At 42.9% G+C, this 22,613-nt stretch carries 9 protein-coding genes; 2 read left to right on the forward strand and 7 right to left on the reverse strand.

What is annotated here, in order from left to right; genetic code table 11:
* Positions 1 to 307: 307 nt before the first annotated feature.
* From DXB15_RS10605 to rsmH, 3 genes are all read right to left on the reverse strand, one after another.
* On the reverse strand, positions 308 to 856 hold the full coding sequence (locus DXB15_RS10605) for a stage V sporulation T C-terminal domain-containing protein (protein ID WP_118702937.1): 549 nt from the start codon (positions 854 to 856) through the stop codon (positions 308 to 310).
* 208 nt (positions 857 to 1,064) lie between these two features.
* Entirely contained in the window at positions 1,065 to 2,414 is a 1,350-nt protein-coding gene (locus DXB15_RS10610) for an MATE family efflux transporter (protein ID WP_118702976.1), read from the reverse strand.
* A gap of 343 nt (positions 2,415 to 2,757) precedes the next feature.
* Positions 2,758 to 3,822, reverse strand: a complete 1,065-nt coding sequence (rsmH, locus tag DXB15_RS10615) for a 16S rRNA (cytosine(1402)-N(4))-methyltransferase RsmH (RefSeq protein ID WP_109217039.1) — start codon at positions 3,820 to 3,822, stop codon at positions 2,758 to 2,760.
* Between the two features lie 660 nt (positions 3,823 to 4,482).
* Between rsmH and DXB15_RS10620 the strand changes: the two genes are divergently transcribed.
* Together DXB15_RS10620 and DXB15_RS10625 are read left to right on the forward strand one after the other, a co-directional pair.
* Positions 4,483 to 5,202, forward strand: a complete 720-nt coding sequence (locus DXB15_RS10620) for a LytR/AlgR family response regulator transcription factor (protein ID WP_158582252.1) — start codon at positions 4,483 to 4,485, stop codon at positions 5,200 to 5,202.
* Positions 5,199 to 6,476 (forward strand): ATP-binding protein, encoded by a 1,278-nt coding sequence (locus DXB15_RS10625; RefSeq protein WP_118702939.1) that lies wholly within the window; start codon positions 5,199 to 5,201, stop codon positions 6,474 to 6,476. The genes DXB15_RS10620 and DXB15_RS10625 overlap by 4 nt, the downstream gene beginning before the upstream one ends.
* Positions 6,477 to 6,574: 98 nt before the next feature.
* Here the strand turns inward: DXB15_RS10625 and DXB15_RS10630 are convergent, their stop codons facing one another.
* The 4 genes from DXB15_RS10630 to DXB15_RS10645 form a co-directional block, all read right to left on the reverse strand.
* Positions 6,575 to 7,738 carry a peptidyl-prolyl cis-trans isomerase gene (locus DXB15_RS10630; RefSeq protein WP_118702940.1) on the reverse strand — a complete coding sequence of 388 codons (1,164 nt, stop codon included), beginning with the start codon at positions 7,736 to 7,738 and terminating at the stop codon, positions 6,575 to 6,577.
* Positions 7,739 to 7,777: 39 nt separating this feature from the next.
* The gene (locus DXB15_RS10635) at positions 7,778 to 14,137 is read right to left on the reverse strand and encodes a family 43 glycosylhydrolase (RefSeq protein ID WP_118702941.1); all 6,360 of its coding nucleotides are present in this window, start codon (positions 14,135 to 14,137) and stop codon (positions 7,778 to 7,780) included.
* 160 nt (positions 14,138 to 14,297) lie between these two features.
* Complete coding sequence (locus DXB15_RS10640; protein WP_118702942.1) at positions 14,298 to 21,173, reverse strand: immunoglobulin-like domain-containing protein; 6,876 nt, start codon at positions 21,171 to 21,173, stop codon at positions 14,298 to 14,300.
* A gap of 146 nt (positions 21,174 to 21,319) precedes the next feature.
* The gene (locus DXB15_RS10645; protein ID WP_118702943.1) at positions 21,320 to 22,546 is read right to left on the reverse strand and encodes a helix-turn-helix domain-containing protein; all 1,227 of its coding nucleotides are present in this window, start codon (positions 22,544 to 22,546) and stop codon (positions 21,320 to 21,322) included.
* Positions 22,547 to 22,613: the final 67 nt, after the last annotated feature.

The raw sequence follows: 22,613 nt of genomic DNA on the forward strand, positions 1-22,613 counted from the left end.
CACAAAGAGCACATCTTTTGTTATAAAACAATTTAAAAATAACACTGTTTTTCTTGTTTTAAGGAAATTCTTGTTTGTCGTTTAGGGAACAAGTTTGAAAAAACTCCAATGCAGGCACGACCGATTTCCTATCTTCGCTGCGCCGCCTATCTCCGACCGCTTCCGCGAACTTGCCAACAGCAAAAACAGCTGTTGCCTCAAACACACTCCCGCGGTCGGGCTATGCTCGCTCCGATAACGGAAATCAGTCTACCGCCTTGCCTTGGAGTTTTTTCTAACTTGTTCCATTTACACAGACAGACAAGATTTACTGTTCCACCTGTTTCGCCAGAAACACCGCTGCCGCCTGCGCCAGCTTTCCTTGCACTTCTCCGACATGATCCGGCATTTCCGCACTGCACAATGCCACCGCACCAATGGCATCTCCCTCACAGATGATTGTTGCCAGCGCCTGCGTCTGATACTGCATATTATCGTCAAGTGTCAGCTTCCGGCACTCTTTTTCCTGCGCACCTGTCACCTGACACCCCCGTGATTCAATAAATTGTTCCAGTTCCCGACTGACCGGCTTTCCGTCATAATTCTTTTTCCCATTTCCAGCTGCCGCAATGATATGATCCCGATCCATCACGCAGACCAGACTTCCTGATGCCGCCGCAAGTCCCTGTGCATATTGCCCCGCAAACGTACTCAGATCTCCGATTGGAGAATACTTTTTCAACACGATTGCCCCGTTTTGATCTGTAAAAATCTCCAACGGGTCGCCCTCCCGGATACGCAGGGTTCTTCGGATTTCTTTCGGAATAACGATACGCCCAAGGTCATCGATCCGCCGTACAATTCCTGTTGCTTTCATATTTTTCCTCCATGATTCGTGTGCATGGATGTTCTTTCTTCACATGCCATATTTTGCTTGTAATGCTATTATGTGAAAATGGAAGAAAATTATTCTAATAAAAGCAGAAATATATTTATCTTCAGCAATGCAGGCAAGTATTTTCTTCATTCCGCTCTTGTATTTCCTGCCTGCTCCTGTTCGACAATCCGTTTTCCTACATTTTTATCTATGCTTCTGCCAGACTCTCTGTATCTTTATGTGTCCGATGCACATGCCGTCTTACAAAATAGAAGCAGATCACCTGCATGATGATCGTCAGAATCCATGACGCCGGATAAGAAATAAATAAAATTGACAGGGATCTGTGTGTCGGGAAAATACCGTAAATCCATAAGATTCGCGTTCCTACCGTTCCAATAACAGACAGGATCATCGGCACCGCAGAATGCCCCATGCCGCGCAGCGCGCCCGGGAACAAATCCATCAGACCGCAGAAGAAATACGTTACCGTTGTATACAGCAAAATCTCCATCGCACACTGAATTACATCCGGATCCGTCGTGTAAATCTGCAGAATCTCCGGTCCAAACACATACACGCCGACACCAATCACCAGTGACACACTCACCGTCAGAATGATGCAGTCACGCAGCACACGATCCATTCGTTTCAGTTTTCCAACACCGTAATTCTGACTTGTAAAACTCATGCACGCCTGTGTCACAGAGTTGACGGATACATACAAAAATCCAAACAGGTTGTTTGCCGCCGTGTAACCTGCCATCGCTGTAGAACCAAAAGAGTTTACGGATGACTGCAGCAATACATTTGACAGATTAATAACAGTACTCTGGATTCCCGCCGGGATTCCAACCTGAAAAATCTGCAGCATATATGCTTTTTTGATCTTCAATTTTGAAAAATACAGTCGATAGCTGCTGTCCGTATTATGCAGACACCGCAAAACCAGTACACAGGAGATCAGCTGTGAAATAACGGTCGCAATGCCGACACCTGCCACGCCCATATCAAATTTGATGACAAGCAGCAGATTCAATGCCGCATTCATACAACCGGAGATCAGCAAAAAGATCAGCGGCCGCTTCGTATCTCCCACCGCACGCAGAATCGCTGCACCATAGTTGTACAACATAAAAAACGGCATTCCACAGAAATAAATCCGCATATATAACGTGGATAAATTGATGACATCATCCGGTGTTCCCATCAATTCCAGTGCCCCTTTTGCAAAGATCACGCCGACAAATGCCATCACGATTCCACTGATCAGCGCCAGCATAATTGCCGTATGTACCGTTTCTGACATTTCTTTGTCACGACCTGCCGCATAGAAACGGGCAGCCAGTACATTTGCCCCCAGTGAAATTCCAATAAATAAATTTGTAAAAACTGCGATCAGCGCTGTCGTAGAACCTACCGCTGCCAGCGCCTGACTTCCGCTGAATCTTCCCACTACAATAATATCCACTGCGTTGAACATGAGCTGCAAGACGCCTGACAACATCAATGGAAGTGCAAAGGAGATCAGTTTATCCATGATCGTGCCATTGCACATATCAATCTCATACTTATTTTTCTTCACGCTATTCTCTTCTTTCTAAACTGACTAAACCTAATTTCAAGAATGCTCCGGCATTCTTGTTGCGAGGTGCGCGTCATGCAATTGCATGACATACTTCAACTGCGCACCTTTGTAATCCTGTCGGAGGCTATATCAGATGGGGGATTGGCTCCCACCACTGATACTAGCTTGTTTCTCACCACCTATAGAGGTGGGAGTCATCTCCCATCTGATATACACCTATTAATCTTATACTTGAGATTCCAAAAATTTCTGATGAATCTCCTTCTAAAATGCAGCAAAAAATAACTGCTTTTCTACTCATTTCACATTTTATCTAAATTTCCATATCTGACCGGATCGCCCAACGCATTTTTGTGGAACGGGCACGTCCATTCTGTGCACATTCCTGTGCGGACGGACGAATGACATCCTTCGCGTAATCCGCATAAATACCAGTCTTATACCCATCCTTTAAGGCTTTCTTCACCAGACGGTCCTCCCCGGAATGGAAGGTCAGAATTGCCACACGTCCACCCGGTTTTAAAGCTCCCGGAAGTTTTTCCATAAATTCATACAGCACTTCAAATTCCCGGTTTACGTCAATGCGAAGTGCCTGGAAAACTCTCTGGCAGGTCTTTTTCACCGTATCTTTACGCTCTTTTTCCGGCAAAAATTCCAATGTTTTCTCAATGACCTGCCGCAGTTTTGTCGTTGTATCGATTCGGTTTCCCCTGCGAATTTCCTTCACGATTGCCTCTGCGATCTCCTCACAATACGGCTCATCGGAATTTTCATCCAACATGCCCGCCAGCTCTTCAAAAGAAATATTGTCCAGACGTTCTGCCGCACTGATTCCTTTTTCCTGATTCAAACGCAGATCCAGCGGTCCGTCTACCTTGTAAGAAAAACCACGCTTTGGATTGTCGATCTGCATGGAAGACACGCCAAGGTCTGCCAGAATAAAGTCAAAACCACCGACTTCTTTTGCGATCTCATCAATGGTGCAGAAATTCTGCAATTTTACGGTCAGCATGTCCTCACCAAATCCCTGCTCTGCCAGACGTTTTCTGGTCTTTGCAGATTCTTCCGGATCTACATCCGTGGCGTACATATGACCTTCTCCCTGAAGGCACTGCATCATCGCCTTTGTATGACCGCCATAACCTAAAGTCGCATCAAAACCAACCTGTCCCGGTTTGATCTCCAGAAAATCCAGTATCTCTTTTACCATAATAGAAATGTGCATGCCCGCAGGCGTATTACCCTTTCGGATGACATGCTCAATGGTATCCTGATATTTTTCCGGTTGTAATTCTTTGTATTTTTCCTCAAATTTCTTTGGATATTTTCCTTTATAACGCACACGTCGCTTGTGCGGTGTCTGTGTTTCGTTCTCCATAAAGTTCCTTTCTGATTTCTTTCCCTTCTGGTTTTATTGTACATTTTTCTAAAAATCTAAATTCTCACCAATTATCATATGCAAAATTTTCAACTAACACTGTTAGTCTTTTGCGTACGGATACTTTTTCGTGGTTATGCTCATTATACCGAAGTCCCGTAAGCAAATCAAGAACCGCATGTTTACATTTCAAGTCGAACGCACGTGAGACTTGGTGCGTGATTCTGGTCAGCGCAAGCTGACATCTTCTTTTCAGAATCACTGCACTGTACACTCCGTTCCAGTCGGCGCAAACCCATTGTCTCCCAGACAATGTGCGCCCTCGCGGAGCATTTATCTCAGTCGGAGATTGAACTCCCACTGAGAAATACTTGTTACTACTCACCACTTGCAGAAGTGGGAGTCTCAACTCAGACTGAGATAAAACGCATTTTGTGAATGACACGTGCGAACTGTAATCCCCATTTTACACGAATGACGTATTTTTGTGCATGAATGACAGAGAAAGCCAGTAGCTTTTTATCCCTGCTACGCGTATAATTTAACTTAAGCAAGAATTAACTTAAGCAACAAATAGATGATTCCTATTCCTTACTTGCTGTAGGGGATATTCACCATAAATATATGGTACTAAATACGATTAACAAAAGGAGGGTAAAGATGAAAATCGCAATCTGTGATGATGACAGACAGGAGCTATCCCATATATTGTCACTGCTGGACAGTTATCAGGCACAGCAGCATGTGACATTTACCATCTGCCCGTTTCACGATAGCCGTAAGTTGGCAGACACTCTTTCCGAAACGCAATACGATCTGTATCTGTTAGATATCATTATGCCGGAAATCACTGGTATGGAGCTGGCAAAAGAAATCCGCAGCTTCGACAAAGCCGCGGACATTATTTTTCTTACTACCTCTCCTGAATACGCGGTAGAAAGTTATACGGTTAAAGCAACCAATTATCTGATGAAACCAATTGTGCCTGACCGCTTTTATCAGTCATTGGATGAAATCCGGGAAAAACGGGATCAGGAACAGGGCAGATCTCTTGTTCTGAAAAGCAATATCGGTGTACATAAAATCCCGTTAAATCAGCTTATGTATGTGGAAGCACAGGGAAGGAAAGTACTTTATTACCTTGCAAACGGAGAAGAAATTGTTTGCACAGACCGTTTTTCCCCCGTCTGTGACCAGCTGTTACAATACCCGGAATTTATTCTGGCGCACCGTTCATTTCTGGTAAATATGAATTATATCCGCCTGATCAGCACTTCGGATATGCAGCTTCAGAACGGAACGCTTCTGCCTCTGGCACAACGAAGAGTTGCAGAGATCCGAAAACATTATCTCGCCTTTCAAATGGAGGAAATGCCATGACAAACCTGCCAAACACCTTAAATCTCATCAATTACGCGTTTGTACTGTTTTTTGGCATTACTGCATCCTTATGTCTGGCAGATATTTCTTTTCGGAAGCATCGCAAAACGTATCTGCTGTCTTACCTTTGTTTTGGCATCGGGCAGGTAATCTTTTACCTGGTACTTGGGGAGAATCGATTATATCAGTGGTACCCGCTGCTGATCCATCTGCCACTGATCCTGCTTATTTATTTTGGACTGAAAAAAAGCATTTACGTTTCCATGGTGGCAGTTTTGTCTGCCTATCTGATGTGTACTCCGCGAAAATGGGTAGGCACATTTGTATCCAGCTTTTTTGATTATGATCCATTGATTGCCGATGCGGCAACGATCATTGTAACACTGCCGCTTCTGTTCCTTGTCGTAAAATATATGGCACCCCATATCATAAAATTAAAGCACGAAAACAAGACCATTCTGACACTGTTCCTGCTGCTTCCGTTGTCCTACTACATTCTGGAATACGCTTTTACTGTGTATACAGATCTGATGTACACCGGCGGTCCGGTTATCATTGATTTTATGGACAGTTTTCTTGTGCTTTTGTATTTTATCCTGTCGATTCTGACTATTGAATTTTCCAGTCAGAGGAATCAGGCAGAACGGGAAAATCTGCTTTTGAATACCGCTGCTGCTCAGGCACAAAAAGAGATTGCGCAGCTGTCTCTGGCAGATAAAAAATCTTCCATCTACCGACACGACCTGCGCCACCACCTTCATTTCCTTCAGGAATGTATCCGGGAAAACCAGCTGGAGCAGGCAATGCAGTATATGAAAGAGATCTGCGATGATCTGGATAAAATCCCAGTGAAAAAGTACTGTCAGGACAAAGCTCTTAACCTGATCTTATCTTCTTATCTGGAGAAAGCCACAGAGCAGAATATTCAGACCATTGTATCTGTAACTGCCACTGATTTTTCCAGATTTCAGATTCCGGATCTGTGCAGTCTCCTGGCAAATGCACTGGAAAATGCGATCCATTCCTGTGCAGAGATCACCGATCCAAACGCCCGTTATATCCGGTTGAAGATCTATGAGAAAAATCATCAGCTCTGTATCAACATGGCAAACAGCTACGGTAAAGAACCGGTGTTTGAAAATGACATTCCGATCTCACATCGCGCCGAACATGGAATCGGCGTGCAGAGCATGATCTCTGTTGTGGAAAAATACCATGGAATTTATGGATTTTTTGCCTCAACGGGAGAGTTTCGTTTTCAGACGACATTATAATGTATACAGGAATGTTCACCTCCTTTCTTTGTAGGGTAATTCAAATTCAACTCAGACTGAGATGAATCTATACCTTCATCGCCGGAAATCTCCTCATTCTAGTTGAACGCCTGCACAATGGCATCCTGCACGGAAATCGTTCCCGCGGTCACCTGCATGCCATCCTTTTCGTCCTGAATCATCTGATCCACTTGCTGCACCTGCAGATAACGTACGATCTGATCTTTCACATTTTCATATGCAATCTGACCATCGGCTTCTTTTTCGATACATTTCATAACACAGATTTTTCCACTATCTTCGTAAGGACCGTATACTTCCCCTGCGGATAATCCTTTTGCGATCTCCCAACGATTCCGGTACACGCCACTCATGCCTTCCTGCGTATCGAGAGAATTCAGTTCCAGTGCCTGTACATCCGCGTAAGTGATATTTTGCAGATCATCTTCATTGGTAGCTTTCTGCATTGCCTCTGCCAGTTCTTTCCCCTTGGCTTCCGCTTCCACAACCTGATCCGTATTCTGCTGCGTAATCTCTGCATACAAAATCTGTACGTCATCCGTATATGTAAAATCCGTCAAATGCTCCGAATAATACTTCTTACAGTCGGCATCTGAGGCTTTTACACTATCTGCTGTCAGAGCATTGGTAAGCTGTGTCTGCAGATTTGAATACCAGTAGCTGTAATATGTACTCATGTCAAAATTATTCAATCCATAAGTCGTATCATTATTAGAATCGTCCCCACGGGAAGTATTTTCCTGCTCCATTTTATCAGTCAGATCTGCATAGGTGTAATCATCCGTCACCTGTTCTACCACAGCCAGATGTTTGATGGCATAGTATTCCTGTAATTTGTCCTGCACGATTGCTGCCAGCGCATCCGCAGGTGTCTCTCCGTCGATCTCTGTCGTCCAGAAATCCGGCTGGTTGACCTGATCCGTAGAATATTTCATCATGATCTGGTTTTTATACTGCTGCGCCAGCATCGCATATTCTTCCTGTGAAACAGGATCTCCATCCAGATACAACACCGGGTTTTGTACTTCATCTGCTTTTGTTGGCACATATTTCGCAATTTTGCCTGAACCTTGTTCCGATGCCTGCTCCGATGTCAATTCAGAGGTCTGTTCCGACACCGTTGATCCCGCTGTCTGATTCTGTGTATTTGTCCCGCATCCACCTGCAAAAAGCAATGCGGCAGTGAGGATTATCCCCACTGCCGCATGTCCTGCAGGAGTTCTCTTTTTCATTCCTAACATATAAAACTCCTGTCAAATATTACTTTCGTATGACTGTATCTAGCCAACTACTTTTCCGTTTACGATATGATAGTTAATTCCATTATATCTGGTATAACCATTATAAGAGAAATCTACCTTACCATCGCGGAGATACCACCAGCCGTTTTCGTTCAATGCGATACCGTTGAAGTTGAAGTTTACTTTGCCGTTTTCAATTCTCCACCAGCCATTTGCATTCTTTGCAACTCCTGTGTAGCTGAAATCTACTTTTCCGCCGCGGATGTACCACCAGCCGTTTTTGTTCTTCTCTACACTGTTGCAGTTGAAGTCAACTTTACCATCGACAATTCTCCACCAGCCGTTTGCATTCTTTGCAATTCCTGTGTAGCTGAAGTCTACTTTTCCGCCGCGGATGTACCACCAGCCGTTTTCGTTCTTCTCTACACTATTGCAATTGAAATCAACTTTACCGTCTACAATTCTCCACCAGCCATTCTGGTTCTTTGCTATTCCGGTGTAATTGAAATCTACTTTTCCGTTTGTAATCTTCCACCAGCCGTTTGCATTCTTAGCTACGGTATTTGTGTAAGTAACTTTGCTGTCCACTACATAATACCAATTTCCTTTGCCTAATGCTCCGGTTGTGTCTTTGATCACATCGTTTACGTTAAATTTAACGGTTCCGTCTACTACATACCAGTCACCATGCTCATTGGAAGCAAATCCATTATATTTGAAATCTACTTTTCCATCTCTTACATAATACCAACCATTTACATTTTTCGCAACGGTTGTTACGTCTGTAGCAATCTTGTTATCTTTGTAGTAGTACCAGTTGCCGTCTGCTGCCTTGCTGTCTGCAAGTCCATCCGGATGTGTCTCGATCGGTTTCTGATTTTCTTCAGATGCTGCTTTTGCTTTTGCTACGATGTCATCAATCAGTGCCTTGGCGATCTCAACTGCACCTTCCGGATCGTTCTTGAGATCTACTTCTACCTCGTCTGCGACATTGCTTACCTGGCTCTGGTAATCGCTGATCTCATCTGCACTTAATCCTGCCAGCTTGCTGATTACTTCATTCTGAGCCTCGATATATGCAGCAATTTCATTTCTTGCAGAAGTTTCTTTTGTAATTACCTCATTTGCACCAATATCGATTTTTCCATCGCTAAGTGCTGTTCCATAGTAATCTACGGTTGGAATTGCAGCTTCATTCTTAACAAGCTCTTTACCAAGTGTATCATCTGTGTAAGATGGTGCTTCCGGAAGTGCTCTACCAGCATCAATTGCCGGGGAATCTTCCTGAATCTTGAATCCGTCTACAGTTCCAAGTGTTGTCTTGCCATCTGCCCATGTTCCAGTTGTAAAATCTTCTGTATTTACAAATTTCGGATCTGCATAAACTGCATTTTCATCATTTGCATTTGCTTTGTATACATTCTGTGCACTTCCATCATTACTATATACCAGGTTGTTTGCATAAGATACTTTAGAACTCATGCTATTTGCTTTTGCCGGTCCATAGAAAATATTGTTAAATACAGTTACATCTTTGATGCTTGTTCCTTCCCATGCGGAATCCGGTGTCAGAGCCATGGTGTAACCACCATTGTTCTCCCAGTACATGCTGTTATTGTAAATCTGGATACCAAGAGAACCATATTTACCAGTTCCCATACGGATCATTGGTGCACCATCGTATTTACCGTCATTTACGCTGACATTGTAACGTGCAATGTTGTTTACAGATGCTCCCGGTCCCGGGCAAAGCATCAGGAATCCGCCCAGATTGTCATGGCTGTAGTTGTACTCATATACACAGTTCTGTACGCCATAGTCAAAGTCAAATGCCATACTGTCGTTTCCTACTGCGGAACCGATAGAATGTTCAGATGTATTAAATGCTTCATTGTAACGGAAAGTTACATTGTTGCTATCCCATGACCAAAGTGCTGCATGGTTCGGGTTTGCACTGTAATCCCAGTTGCTGTCTGCAGAATTGTCGATCAGGTTGTACTCTACCGTTGCATCTGTTGTGTTGATCGGTACAATACCATCACCAGCTACATCATGTACATAGTTGTTGTTGATCTCTACATCACTGCTTCCGATCCAGTTACCATTTCCGGCATTCTGGTATCCGGTGTCACTGCTGCTTCCACCAACCAGTGTACGGCTTGCCCATACGCTCTCCATATAGATTGCCTCGTGGCAAACATTGTAAACTTCGTTTCCGTCAATCGTTAATCCTGCGTAGTAAGATTCTACTTTTCCGGTGTGGTTGCTGCCATCGCCTGTTACCAGAACGATCAGTCCGCCTGCACCTTTATCTGCTCCACCTGCCATCTTACCATTGACATCATGGATCTTATTATTTCGAATTGTTACATTTGCAAGTTCTCCTGCATCGCGGTTTTCTACTACCAGACCGGATAACAGCTTGCTGCTCTGTTTGTAAGTTCCAATCTCACCTGCAGATGCATCCCAGTTTGTAATATCCAGATTCTCTACTACGATATTCTGGCTGTTCTTGATATGAACGGCTGCCAGATCTTCTTTTGTAGCATAAGTCCAGTTTGCACCGTTACCGTTGATGACAGGTTTTGCACCTTCACCATAGCTTCCGATAACAACCGGATTTTCTGCAGTACCTTCTGCATTTTTAACAAGTAACTGCTCACCATTCCATGTGCATCCTGCTTTCAGTAAGATTTTGCCACCTGCGGTAAGTTTGCGGATAGAAGAAGCTTTTCTTAATGTCTTCCATGCTGTCTCTGGAGATGTTCCATCGTTATCATCATTACCATTTTCTGCATCTACATAGTAAGCCACATCACCAGTCGGCTCATTGATGGAGATTAATTCCTCCTGTGCCGCTTTTACTTTGTAGATCATCTCACGGATCTCACGCTGTTTTGTTGTATCAGTTGCATTCTGCTTGAATGCTTTTGCTTCTTCTACAACTTTCTGGAATTCATTCCAGGAATCTGCTGTCCAATCTGCTTCTTTTAATGCTTCTACTGCTTCCAGTGTTTCATCAAACTCTGTCCAGTCAAGTGCGCTTTCTACTTTTACCAGTTTTACCTTGTCTAAGTAACCCTGCGCACCATTATCTGCCCATGTAAAAGCATCTACCGTTGTAGCATCTGAAGGTGTTGTAAATTTAACTGTAAAAGATGTCCAGTCCGTTCCATTTGCGACCTGACCAACAGTCAATTTTTTATCTGTATCTTCTTTGTCTGGCAATACACTGTCTGAAGAATATACAACATAATTTTCTTTACCCTCGGTGTTGCTCGTGCTCTTTACGCGTGCACCAACAAAGTAATAAGAACCTGAGTTTCCGCTAACTTTTGCAGTTCCGGTAAGAATATAATCTGTATCCGGTTCTACCGCAATACCAGACTGGCTACTTCCGTCACCCCAGCTATGTGTATTTCCATTATCTTTCAGATAATGTGAGCCTTCCGGAGCCTCTGCATCTTCTACAACAGTTGTTCCTTCACCAATACTCCAGTTGTCACTTCCGTTTTCAAAACTTCCGTTCTGAACCATATTTGTGCTCTCAACAGCATTACTTTCTGTCTGAGTGATACCAATCCAGCTTAATACCGGATCGGAACCGGAAGCTTTTGTAACTGTTACAAGAATGTGATCGGAACCTTCCGGTACTGTCACATCAATATTGCTTCTATCCTGTGTCTTGCTGGAAGAAAGGCTTGCGCTTCCTGTATTCAAGACAGTTTTTGTGCCTTCTGCGTCTACAGAAGAAACTGTGATTGTAATACCTCTGGTACTGCTCCACCATTCATTAAATCCTGTAGAAACGGTATATTTTCCCGGATCCAGTTCAAAACCATATTCAATCTTTCCAGAGCTGGTTGCCCACCAACCTGTGTCGAAGAAATCTCCAGATCCTTTGCTTCCCATATCTTCAGAACTGCTTCCGCCGGATGCACCTGTTGTACTTGTATAACCCCATGTTACACCTTTGTCATCGCTATATGCCTGATCTGATACGGTATTCAACAGATCATCTGCATTTTCTGCAAATTTGGCAAAAATATCGGATGTATTATCTCCATTTGTATAGCAGTCTGCAAAATATACCAGTTTCTTCGGGCAGCAGAATACCTGAATTGTAAAGCTTCTGCTCAGATCTGTCAGTGTACCTGTCACAGTTACATAACCAAGTGTAAGGTCTCCTGCGCTTTCATCCATGCTCCAGGTTACCTTTGCATCTGGTGTATTGGTATCTCCAATCGTTACATCAATGGTCGACGGTAATACTTCTTTTAACTGTGTTAGATTTTCTGCTGTTTCCGGCAGTTTTGTATTAAGAGTAAGAGCTCCTTTGTTATCCAGTTCTTTTTTTGTCCAGTTTGCATAGTTCTTAAGCGCAATTGTATTATTTGCACCAAATTCAATTGGAAGCCATACATATCTGGAATCACTCAGATCTTTTCCATTATCTGGATTATACCAGCGGTCTCCCATGTAAATGAATTTTCCATTCTCAGCATCTACCGGGATTACACAGGTACTCTGTGTATCAAAAGTTGTACTGGAAGTATCTCCAATACACGGATCACCCATTCTGGTCCAAGGTCCTAACGGGCTGTCAGCAACTGCATAAGCAGCTTGATTCGGTGCCCATCCAGTACATCCTGATGTGATCAGATAATATTTATTCTGATACTTAAACATGGCAGGACCTTCTCTGGAATCGGTACTGCTGATGCAGAAATCTTCTCCCAGTTTCATCTCTGATGCATCTTTTGCAAGTCCTGTATACTCATCATTCAGTCTTGCAATATACATTACTGCATTTCCTTCAGAAGAATACATTACATATGCTTTTCCGTCATCATCTTTGAACAAGTTCATATCACGAACGTGTCCGCCCACAGAATCGAATCCATGATTTGTACGATCCGGATCAGATGCCAGCATATAACTTCCCAACAGTTTATATGGTCCGTTTACATTATCTGCAATTGCAATACCTGCTTTTGCTTTTGCATAGTTGGAACTGCTATCGGAAGAATACGGACTTGTTCCATCTGCGTGGAACCAGATCACATATTTTCCTGTCTTTTCATTATAAAGCATCTTCGGACGCTCCATAACGCAGCCTTTGGACCAGAGGTCAACGTAGATATCTTTCTTCTGTTCATCAGTCAAATTGCCGTACAGACTCTTGAAATAATCATCTGTTTCAAACTGGTCATAACTATCCATTGTTTTTAAAACAACACCTTCGTCTTTCCAGTTGTACAGATCTTTGGAGGAATACATATGTACACCCGGCATTGGTCTGTAGCCATTGGTTCTGTCCTCACCGATCCAGTAATAAGTATCACCGATCTTCTGTACCTGACCACCATGTGCCTGAACTGCCACACCGTTGTCATCGTAAATACGGTCTGCATTTGTACCGGTAAAAGAAGTATAGTTCTCTATATGTGCTTCTACCAGTGCATCGTATGCTGCGATAAGTGCTTCTTTTGCATTTGCAAGCACAGTCTCATCTGTTTCATTATCATCAATCAACTTCTGGGCTGCTGCAAGTGCATCCTCAAATGTCTTCTTTGACTTTTCTGTATAAATCACATCAGAATTGTCATATTTATCCTGATATTCTTTTACTGCTAATTTCAGTACTTCTAACTGATCCACGTCATCTGTTACTGCCTTAACAATGATATAGCTGACCATCGGATCTTCCGCAGCACTACTTCTCTTGGAATTGTAAACTTTTACATTTAATTCTCCATCTGTAACATCTACATCATAAGTTTTCTCTACCGTAGCACCTGTGGATGTCTTTCCTTTTAAATAAATCTGTGAACCTACCTGTTGATCTTCCAGATCAATATCAACACTTCGATTATCCCACCATGCAGGAACACGAAGGCCGACTGTTACCTCATACTTGGTACTCTTATTTGCACGATCCGGCAATTCAAAATCATATTTGAATCCACTGTTTGCTGCATCGTATGTCCATCCTGAAGATGGCATATACCACGCTGAATTAAGCAATTGTGATGTACTTACCGTTTGGTCTGTAGATGATGCCCACGCCTGATAACCGTTATTGTCATCTTTTACATAACCCCAGGTATATCCAGTTGTAGCATCTGCTCTTTTTTCCTGATCCACGTTAGACTGATAAAGTCCCAACTTCGTATCAGAAGGTGTCACTGTCGGATCTGCCGTACCACAGTTCGCAACATACAAAATGTCATCATTTGCTGCAATCTCTGCTTCACTTGGAACCACTTTTTTCTCAGTCTCATCTGCTTGCGTATCTGCTGCCAAAACTGTCATTGGCTGCAGGATCATTGCAGCTGACAAAACACCTGCCATGAGCACTTTACCGTTTTGCCATCGCTTACGCTTGTTATTCTCCATGTTCTCTCCTCCTCCTCTTTGTGGTGGGTTTATACTTTCTGGGGGAAAGTCATAAACGTTCACCGCTTACCACCAGTATAAAGTAAAAAACGGCCAAGATATATCAAATATCTTAGCCGTTTTTTATATTACTTAGATTTTTTTTATGATTCTGACAGACCTAGATCATTGCTTTTCCATTGACGATTTTGCATCTGACACCACGGATGTTTGCATAACCATTATAGGAAAAATCTACTTTTCCACCGCGGATGTACCACCAGCCGTTGCTGTTCTGTGCCATGCCGTTGAAATTGAAGTTTACTTTACCGTTTTCAATTCTCCACCAGCCATTTGCATTCTTTGCTACTCCTGTGTAGCTGAAGTCTACTTTACCGCCGCGGATGTACCACCAGCCGTTTTTATTCTTCTCTACGCTGTTGCAGTTAAAGTCTACTTTTCCATCAACAACGCGCCACCAGCCGTTTGCATTTTTTGCAATTCCTGTGTAGCTGAAATCTACTTTACCGCCGCGGATGTACCACCAGCCGTTTTCGTTTTTCTCTACGCTATTGCAGTTAAAGTCTACTTTTCCATCAACAATGCGCCACCAGCCATTCTGGTTCTTTGCTATTCCGGTGTAATCAAAATCAACTTTTCCGTTTGTGATCTTCCACCAGCCGTTTGCATTCTTTGCTACGGTATCAGTATAAGTAACTTTGCTGTCCACTACATAATACCAATTTCCTTTGCCTAATGCTCCGGTTGTATCTTTGATCACATCGTTTACATTAAATCCAACGGTTCCCTCTACTACATACCAGTCACCATTTTCATTGGAAGCAAATCCGGTATAGTTGAAGTCAACTTTTCCGTTTTCTACATAGTACCAGCCGTTTTTGTTCTTTGCGACTGTTGTTACATCGGTTGCTACTTTGTTGTCTTTGTAGTAATACCAGTTGCCATCTGCATCTTTTACATCGGAAAGACCATCTGCATGTTTCTCACCCGGTGTCGGCTCAACAGGTTTCTTAACCAGACCATTTACGGCATTAGTCAGTTCGGATATCGCATCTGCCACATCTTCTTCTGTTGCATCATCGTTGGCAAGAACTGCTTCTGCTGCTGCAAGTGTATCTGTGTATACTTTGTAGCTGTCTGCAGTATAAGCATCGCCTGCGATATCTTTATTCTCATTATAGAGACTTCTTAATTCACTGATATCTACTAAACCTTTTACTGCATCCTGCAGTTTTGTAGCTGCTGCATCAATTTCTGTCTGAATTGTCGGATTCTCAAGTAAGCTTTCTGCTTCTTTTAATGCTGTCTCATATGTTGCATAGCTGCCTGCTGTATAATTTGCTTTATTTTCCCGGTATCCTTTTGCTTCATCATAAGCTTTCTGCAGTTCAGTAGTATCACGTTTTGTTACATCTGAAATACTGATCCAGCTTAAAATCGGATCATCATTTGCTGCTTTTTTTACCGTCAGCGTTACAACCGATTCTTTATCCAGAGAAATCGTTCCCTGTGCACAGGACTCTGCATTCTTTACTGCATCAAAATCACAGAGTTTTGTTTCATCAGAGCCGTTTACGGAATAATATACATCCATCTCACGGTTCATATTCCACCAGCCGGTACTTCCAAGCATGATCTCATGGTCACCTGCCGGAAGTGTTACCTGATAGGTAATGTTCTTTCCGCTGCGTGCCCACCAGCCGCCTGTATATGGATTGGATACACTTGACTGACTGAAGCCTTTGATATCTCCGGAGTCACCAACAACACTTGTGTAGCCCCAGCTGTTATCCTCTGTCTTAGCCTGATCTGCAGCATCTGTATTCAGCAGTTTTTTGCTTACAGATTTTACATTCTGCCATGTAGCAGATTCTGTATTATTACTGTCGATCATGTACTCTACATTTTCCGGAATCATCTGAACGCTTGCTGTTGTTGTTTTTCCATTCTCTGTTGTTCCGTTAACTGTTACATAGCTATACGGATTTACATCAAAGTTTACACCATCCAGGCTCCATGTTACAGCTACCTGCTCGTTTCCGCATTTTACAGTCTCCGGAAGTTCAGGTGTCTCACCAAGTGTTCCTACAGTATTCACTGTTTCCGGTGTACCATATGCTTTCATGATTGCATTGTACTCTTCTGTTGTTACACGAATCGGTGTACCATGTCTTGCACGGCTTGGCATTTTGTATGTGCCGGCATCTGGTTTTGTGAATTCGCCACTTTCCAGATCTGTTGTGATCAATGGATAATATCCGCTGCCACCAAAATCATCTACCAGCAGACACCATTTGTCAGTACCATTTGTATCATCCTGATTCAGTTTGAAGATGGTCGGTCCCTCAACATACTGATTGCTGTTCAGGGAATCAGATTTGATCTGTGTAAATGTACCTAATACACTGTCGCTCTTCTCTAAGAAGATTGTTTTTGTCAGTGCACCAAGCTCATTTGTGCTGCCACCCTCGTTTTTCGTAAATCTGTAATAAGTACCATCATTCTCGATCATTGTTGTATCAATACTGGACTGATCATAATCGATATATACCTGTGGATCTGTAAATGTATAGAAATCTCTTGTCTTTGCATAGTACAGACGCTGTTTTGTATCTTTGTTTGGTGTTCTGGATGCCCAATATACAACATACTCACCTGTCTTTGCATCGTAAGTTGCTTCCGGTGCCCAGGTACAGCCTGCCTCAATTTTAGCAGATACTTCTACCATTCTCTGATCAGACCAGTTTACCAGATCAGTAGACTCCCAGATCATCAGGCTCTGGCTTCCGCTGTTCTGTGCAGCATCCCAGCCGTTTCCGCCATTGATCTTCAGATCTGTTGCGATCAGATAGAATTTGTCGCCTTCCGGTGAACGGATAATGAACGGATCACGTACACCTTTTTCACCCAGTGTAGAAGTAAGTACCGGGTTGTTGTCATTCAGATCATCCCAGTTCATTCCATCCTGGCTGGATGCAAAATAAATCTGCTCGCCATCGGAATAGCCTTCTCCTGCAAAGTATGCAAAGAAGTAATCGGTATAATCAGAATCTTTAATTTCTTTTGCGGCTGCTTTTACTTTGATCTCAATTTCTTTTTTCTCTGTTTTTCCTTTATAGGAAAGAGTTGCTGTCATTTTGACAGTTGTATCTTTTTCCGGTCTTGTAACAGTACCTGCCGGTGTTGCATTATAGTCCTCATTGTCATGTGAAGCTACATCTACGATTTCCGGATGATCTGTTTCCCATGTGACTGTTACACCATTTTCTGTTTTTTCCGGAAGTGTGATATTTCCACGTACATCATCTTTGTTCGGGATATCTACACTTGCAAGTGCTTCGTTCATGGTGGATTCTATGTTCTCACCTGGAACTTTCAGGCTAATGCTTGCAGTCTGATCGCCATAAGCGACTTTAAGGCTTACATATACATCATCATCCTGAGCTGTTACTTTTCCATTGGAAGTAATTGCTGCATTTTCCGGAACAGTCCATGTCAGATCATATCCGTCGATGGAAGTTGGTAATGTGATGTCTTTTGTTACTTCTGATGCTGAAGCATTTCCGTTTAATACAGCTTTGCGGATATCTGCCAGAACCATTTTCTTCTTCTCTGCTGTGGTCGGAAGAACTTTCTGTACAGCTTCTTCTGTTAATGCTGTATTCCAGAATTTCATATCGGCTACGTTTGCTTTCAGTAACGGATCTCCGTTATACAGAGATTTTCCGATATATCCAAGGGCATCATCTGTTGGAATTGTTTTTGTAATATCTTTTCCATGGTTTTCAAGAGTAGATACTAATGTTCCATCCATGTACATATACAGATTGGTTCCATCAGATACAACTGTAATTGTTGTATAACCTGCACCCGGAGTGGTAGACGGTGCCGGCATTCTTGACTCACCACCAACACTGACTGCTGCAAGTGTATTTCCTTTGTAATTATCCTGTGCAGAATTTACACCAACAAATACATAATTATCAACGTCTGGCCAGGAAGCAACCGTTCTTCCGAAGCACCACAGCCAGTGGTTTGCCTGTGTCTGTGTACTGAAAGTTGCCTGAACAGTGAATTTACCGTCTGTTCCAACTAATCCTGCCGGAATGTCTGCATATCCATCTTTATTAAACTGTAATACGCTTTCTTTTCCGTATGTAGCCACGCTGCTCTCATCAATATCATGTAAGGTTGCATCGTTGCCTTTTCCAGACACATCTGTTAATTTTCCGTCTGATACGGACATATCATAATGTGCTGTCATACTGGTTGCAATTGCATCTGTCAGCTTATATACTTTCAACTCTGACAGGTTACAGTTACCATTTGCATCAACGGAATATTTAATGTAACGATAGGACGGTACTCCCGTTGTCTTGAAATCGGTATAGTATACCATAGTATCTGTCTTTTCTGCCGGTGTGGAAGAAATGGTATACAGTTCTGTCCAGTTTTCTCCGTCATTTGATCCTGAAATCACGGCGCCAACACAGCGGCTTGCATAACCTGTTCGCGGTGCATAAGCGATGGCACCAATCTGTGTCTCCTGACCCAGATCTAAAGTAACATATCCGCTGCTAACACCATCAAAGAATGTACCATAATTATTATCTACAACATTAGATGCAACATCTGTGGTACCATTATTCCACGGTGCACTTCCGGTTACCTGATCTTTTGCAATTGTAATCTGGCTTACTTCCGGATTTTCCGTTGTATTATCATCTGAAGTGTCTTTGATTCCATTCACGCCTTCTACGATATAAGTAGTAATGGAATTTCCTTTCATCGTTGCTGTAAAGCACTGCTCATCTGCGTCTACAACGATGTTATCACTCTTAGTTACGTCTTTCCAATGTTCACCGGTCTTCAGATCCCCGCTTGTACGGATTGCGGTAACCTTGCTGCCCATTTCTTCGAAACCGGACAGATCAAATTCCCAGTTCTGATCGGAGCTTGATGTATTGATCGCAACGATGATTGCTTTATCGCCATCTACGTCATAAGCTGCCAGTGTTTTTCCCTCCTGGTCGGAACCAATGATGGTATCGCCCGGACGGATGTATCTGGAGAACTGTCCGTATGCATAGTATTTCTGGCTCAGTACGATTTCCTCATTGTCATGATCTGCAGCTGCCAGTCCCCAGTAACCACTGGAAGTTGTGGATTTCCATGCAGTTTCCAGAGCATCCATACTCAGATAATCATTTGCACTTCCCTTGCTTACCCAATACTGACCTATTTCGCTGCTGTCCGCATGCATATCAATGGCATTCCAGAGAATCCATGCAGAAGATTCCAGACCGTTAACGTCTGTCATCATACGCTGTGCAAGACCAAGCGCAGCGGTCATTTCACCTGCATTTGTACCTGCAGTATAAGCACCGTCTACCTCAGACATCCACAGATTCTTTCCAGCATTTTGTGCAGTTGTTTTTAATCCGGAGCGGTTAGATCCACCATAAGTATGGGTATCAATTCTGGAAATAACGCCTTTTGCTTCATCTGTTAAATTATTATAAGAAGAAATCTGTGTATCAATGCTGGTCTCATCTGTACCACTGATGATCACACCTTTCAGGCTTTCTCTGCTCTGCAGCTCCTTGTTCAATGCTACCAGCACTCTTGACTGAGATTCTCCCTGATCAAAATGGCAGCCTTCCTGTTTATTACTGTTTGCGCCCCAGTAATTTGTGTAAGGCTCATTCATCGGATCTACACTCTGGAAGCTGATCACGCCTTCTTCCTGCCAGTGTTCCATAACATCTGCCATATATTTTGCAAATGCATTGACAGAATCTTCACGCAGATTATCTTTGGAAGAATCTGTATTTCCTGAGGAGCATCCGCTGACTGTCATAAAATATGGCGGTGAATTGGAAAATGCCTCTGCGATGAAGTCATTTCCGCTGGCTTTTGCAACTGCTTTTAAAACTGCAACCTGATTTTTGTCAGCTTCCCAGTCATAGTTCCATGCATAACCACAGTCTTCATCATACTGATCAAATTTTTCAGCATAATAATTAATGTCATGCTTTGTTGTATCAATTTTAGTAACTTCTGTCGCATAACCCGGAACGCCACCATCGGAACGAACGATATGTGACTGATGTAAAAACTCATCTTCTTCCGGAAGTTCCGCCAGATCAGAAGTCTTTACAACTGCCATCTTGACAAAATCCAGTGTCCAGTCAGACTTTCCTGCAATGTTAATGGTGTTTTCACCGGCATTTAACTGTACGCCAGAAATCGTTACGCAGAACAACATACAATGGCTGCTATTATTGGTACCCTCTGCAATGATACTGTTATTAATGTCACTTGAAGAAATAACTTTATCCTGAGTGCTGTCGTCATTAACACGAATTGCCACATCCCTGCTGTTTGTTCCTTCCAGTGTCAACAGAAGTTTTACGGTATATTCACCAGCTTCGTCTACGTTTACGTTATAGCGTAGATTGTCTCCTGAACCAACAGTATCACCCAGTTTATTGATCCAGCCAAGTTTATCGAAAGAACCAACTTTCTCCCCTTTGGTAATTCCAAACTCAGCATCAGAACGGGAATAAGTCATATCCGCCATTTTGGAATATGTCGTTACACTTCCGTTGGAACCGCCGTAAGTATACGTTCCTGCTGTCAGATCATAAAATTTAGCTTTCTCGTTTACCGGTACTTTTGTCGTAGTCACAGTGTCTGCTATATCATCACCGCCACCAACATTGTAACGGCCGATGTTCATGTTCAGTCCATCTTCACTGAAAAACAGGTTTGCTGCCTGCTCTGTTAATTTGTCACTGTAACCGATACGATTTGCCCACCAGCACAGGGATGTACCCCATCCCTGAAACTCGCCAAGTCCGTCGTTATTCGTATCATTGAATGTAGATGCTTCCGTCGGTTTCAATTTAACCGTAGTATCTACAGATGGCGTAGTCGCTGCCTGTGCCTGTACTGTCCAGCCGTTCATCGGAACACTGGTTACAACCATGGCTGCTGCCGCGATCAGACTTGCAAATTGTCTCATCCTTTTCATGTGATCTCTCCTCCTCCTCGCTTTGGCAGTTTTCATTTTCTTTGGGGATATAAGAAAAACTCCCTACCTTAATATCCAGTATAAAATAAAAAACAGCTAAGATATATCAATTATCTTAGCTGTTTTTTATATTTCTTATTTTATTTTTATACAATCTTCCACTTCGTACGATGTACATACTGCTTCCGATAGCGTCCCGGCGTCTCTCCGGTCATCTCCTGAAATACCTTACAGAAATGGCTCTGGGAGCTGAATCCCAGATAAAAACTGATTTCCTGAATGGAATAGTCCGAATACTGTAGCAGATTCCTGCTCCTTCGAATCTTCTCCTTTAAAATATACCGCTTAATGGTGATATTTTCCTGTTTTTTAAACAGATGAGACAGATAATCCGGATTCACATTCAGATGTTTTGCAATGTCTGTAATCTGGATCGTATCGTGAAAATGCCGAAAAATATAATCTTTGACCTCTCCAATCAACGGATTTTTATACCCGCCCGTCTCCGACTTTTGTTCTTCTGCAACCGCGGATGCATAAAGCCGCTGGGCTTCACGTTTGAACGCCTCCACTTCTACTACATTATCAATTTCTTCTATCTGTTGGATAAAATTATCTGCCATGGTGAAAGATTTTTCCACACTGACACCGGCCTCTACCGCCGTTCTGGATGCCAATGTGATATTTCCAATTGCCACATTTTTGTGATGGCGCAGCGGATCTTTTGCCAGTCGCCCGATCTGTCCTTCATAGGTCTCAGAGATGCTTCGATTCAACGCCGCGATGTCTCCATGCCGGATTGCTTCCTGTTCCCTCTGTTCCTGTTCATAAGGATTGTGTAATCCAACCCTTTCTTTTTCCTGGTACTGAAACAGATTCTTCGTCATCTCTTCCAGGGCACCCTGCACCTTTGGCATAGACTCTTCATTACGTTCCCAAAATTCTGCGACACTCAGCTCGTTTCCGGTCAGGAAATAGTAGCACAGCAGGATTCCCGTCACAAAGGTATCCAATTCACACATTTGCAGATTCAATCCGACCTTTTTCAGCATACGATACTTCCTGTTCGCATGACTGAACCGTTTTTCTGATGTCGGAGCCAGAAGAATCGGTCCAAACAGGCTCCGCACGTTTGGTGCATCCGTATGCGAAATCTCTGCCACCAGAATATCCGCTTCCAGCATGTGAATTTTCGGATATTCATTTTGCTGCAGGTGAAAGCAGTTTTCTAAAATTTTCTTCTGTTCCTCCGAAGTTGTATATACTTCCTGTTTTTCACCAAACGTCTGACAGTCTCCCGTACTAACATCATATCTGCAAATCGATGCCTTCATCAATTTTACAAGCTGTGTTCCAAAAAATAACTCCCCCACAAACGATCCTTTCCTTAGCTGTCTGCCTGAACTGTCTTATTTACAATGTTTCATTAATTCAAGTCGA

It is taken from the genome of Roseburia sp. OM02-15, assembly GCF_003481835.1.
GTDB classification, from domain to species: Bacteria; Bacillota; Clostridia; order Lachnospirales; family Lachnospiraceae; genus Eubacterium_I; species Eubacterium_I ramulus_A.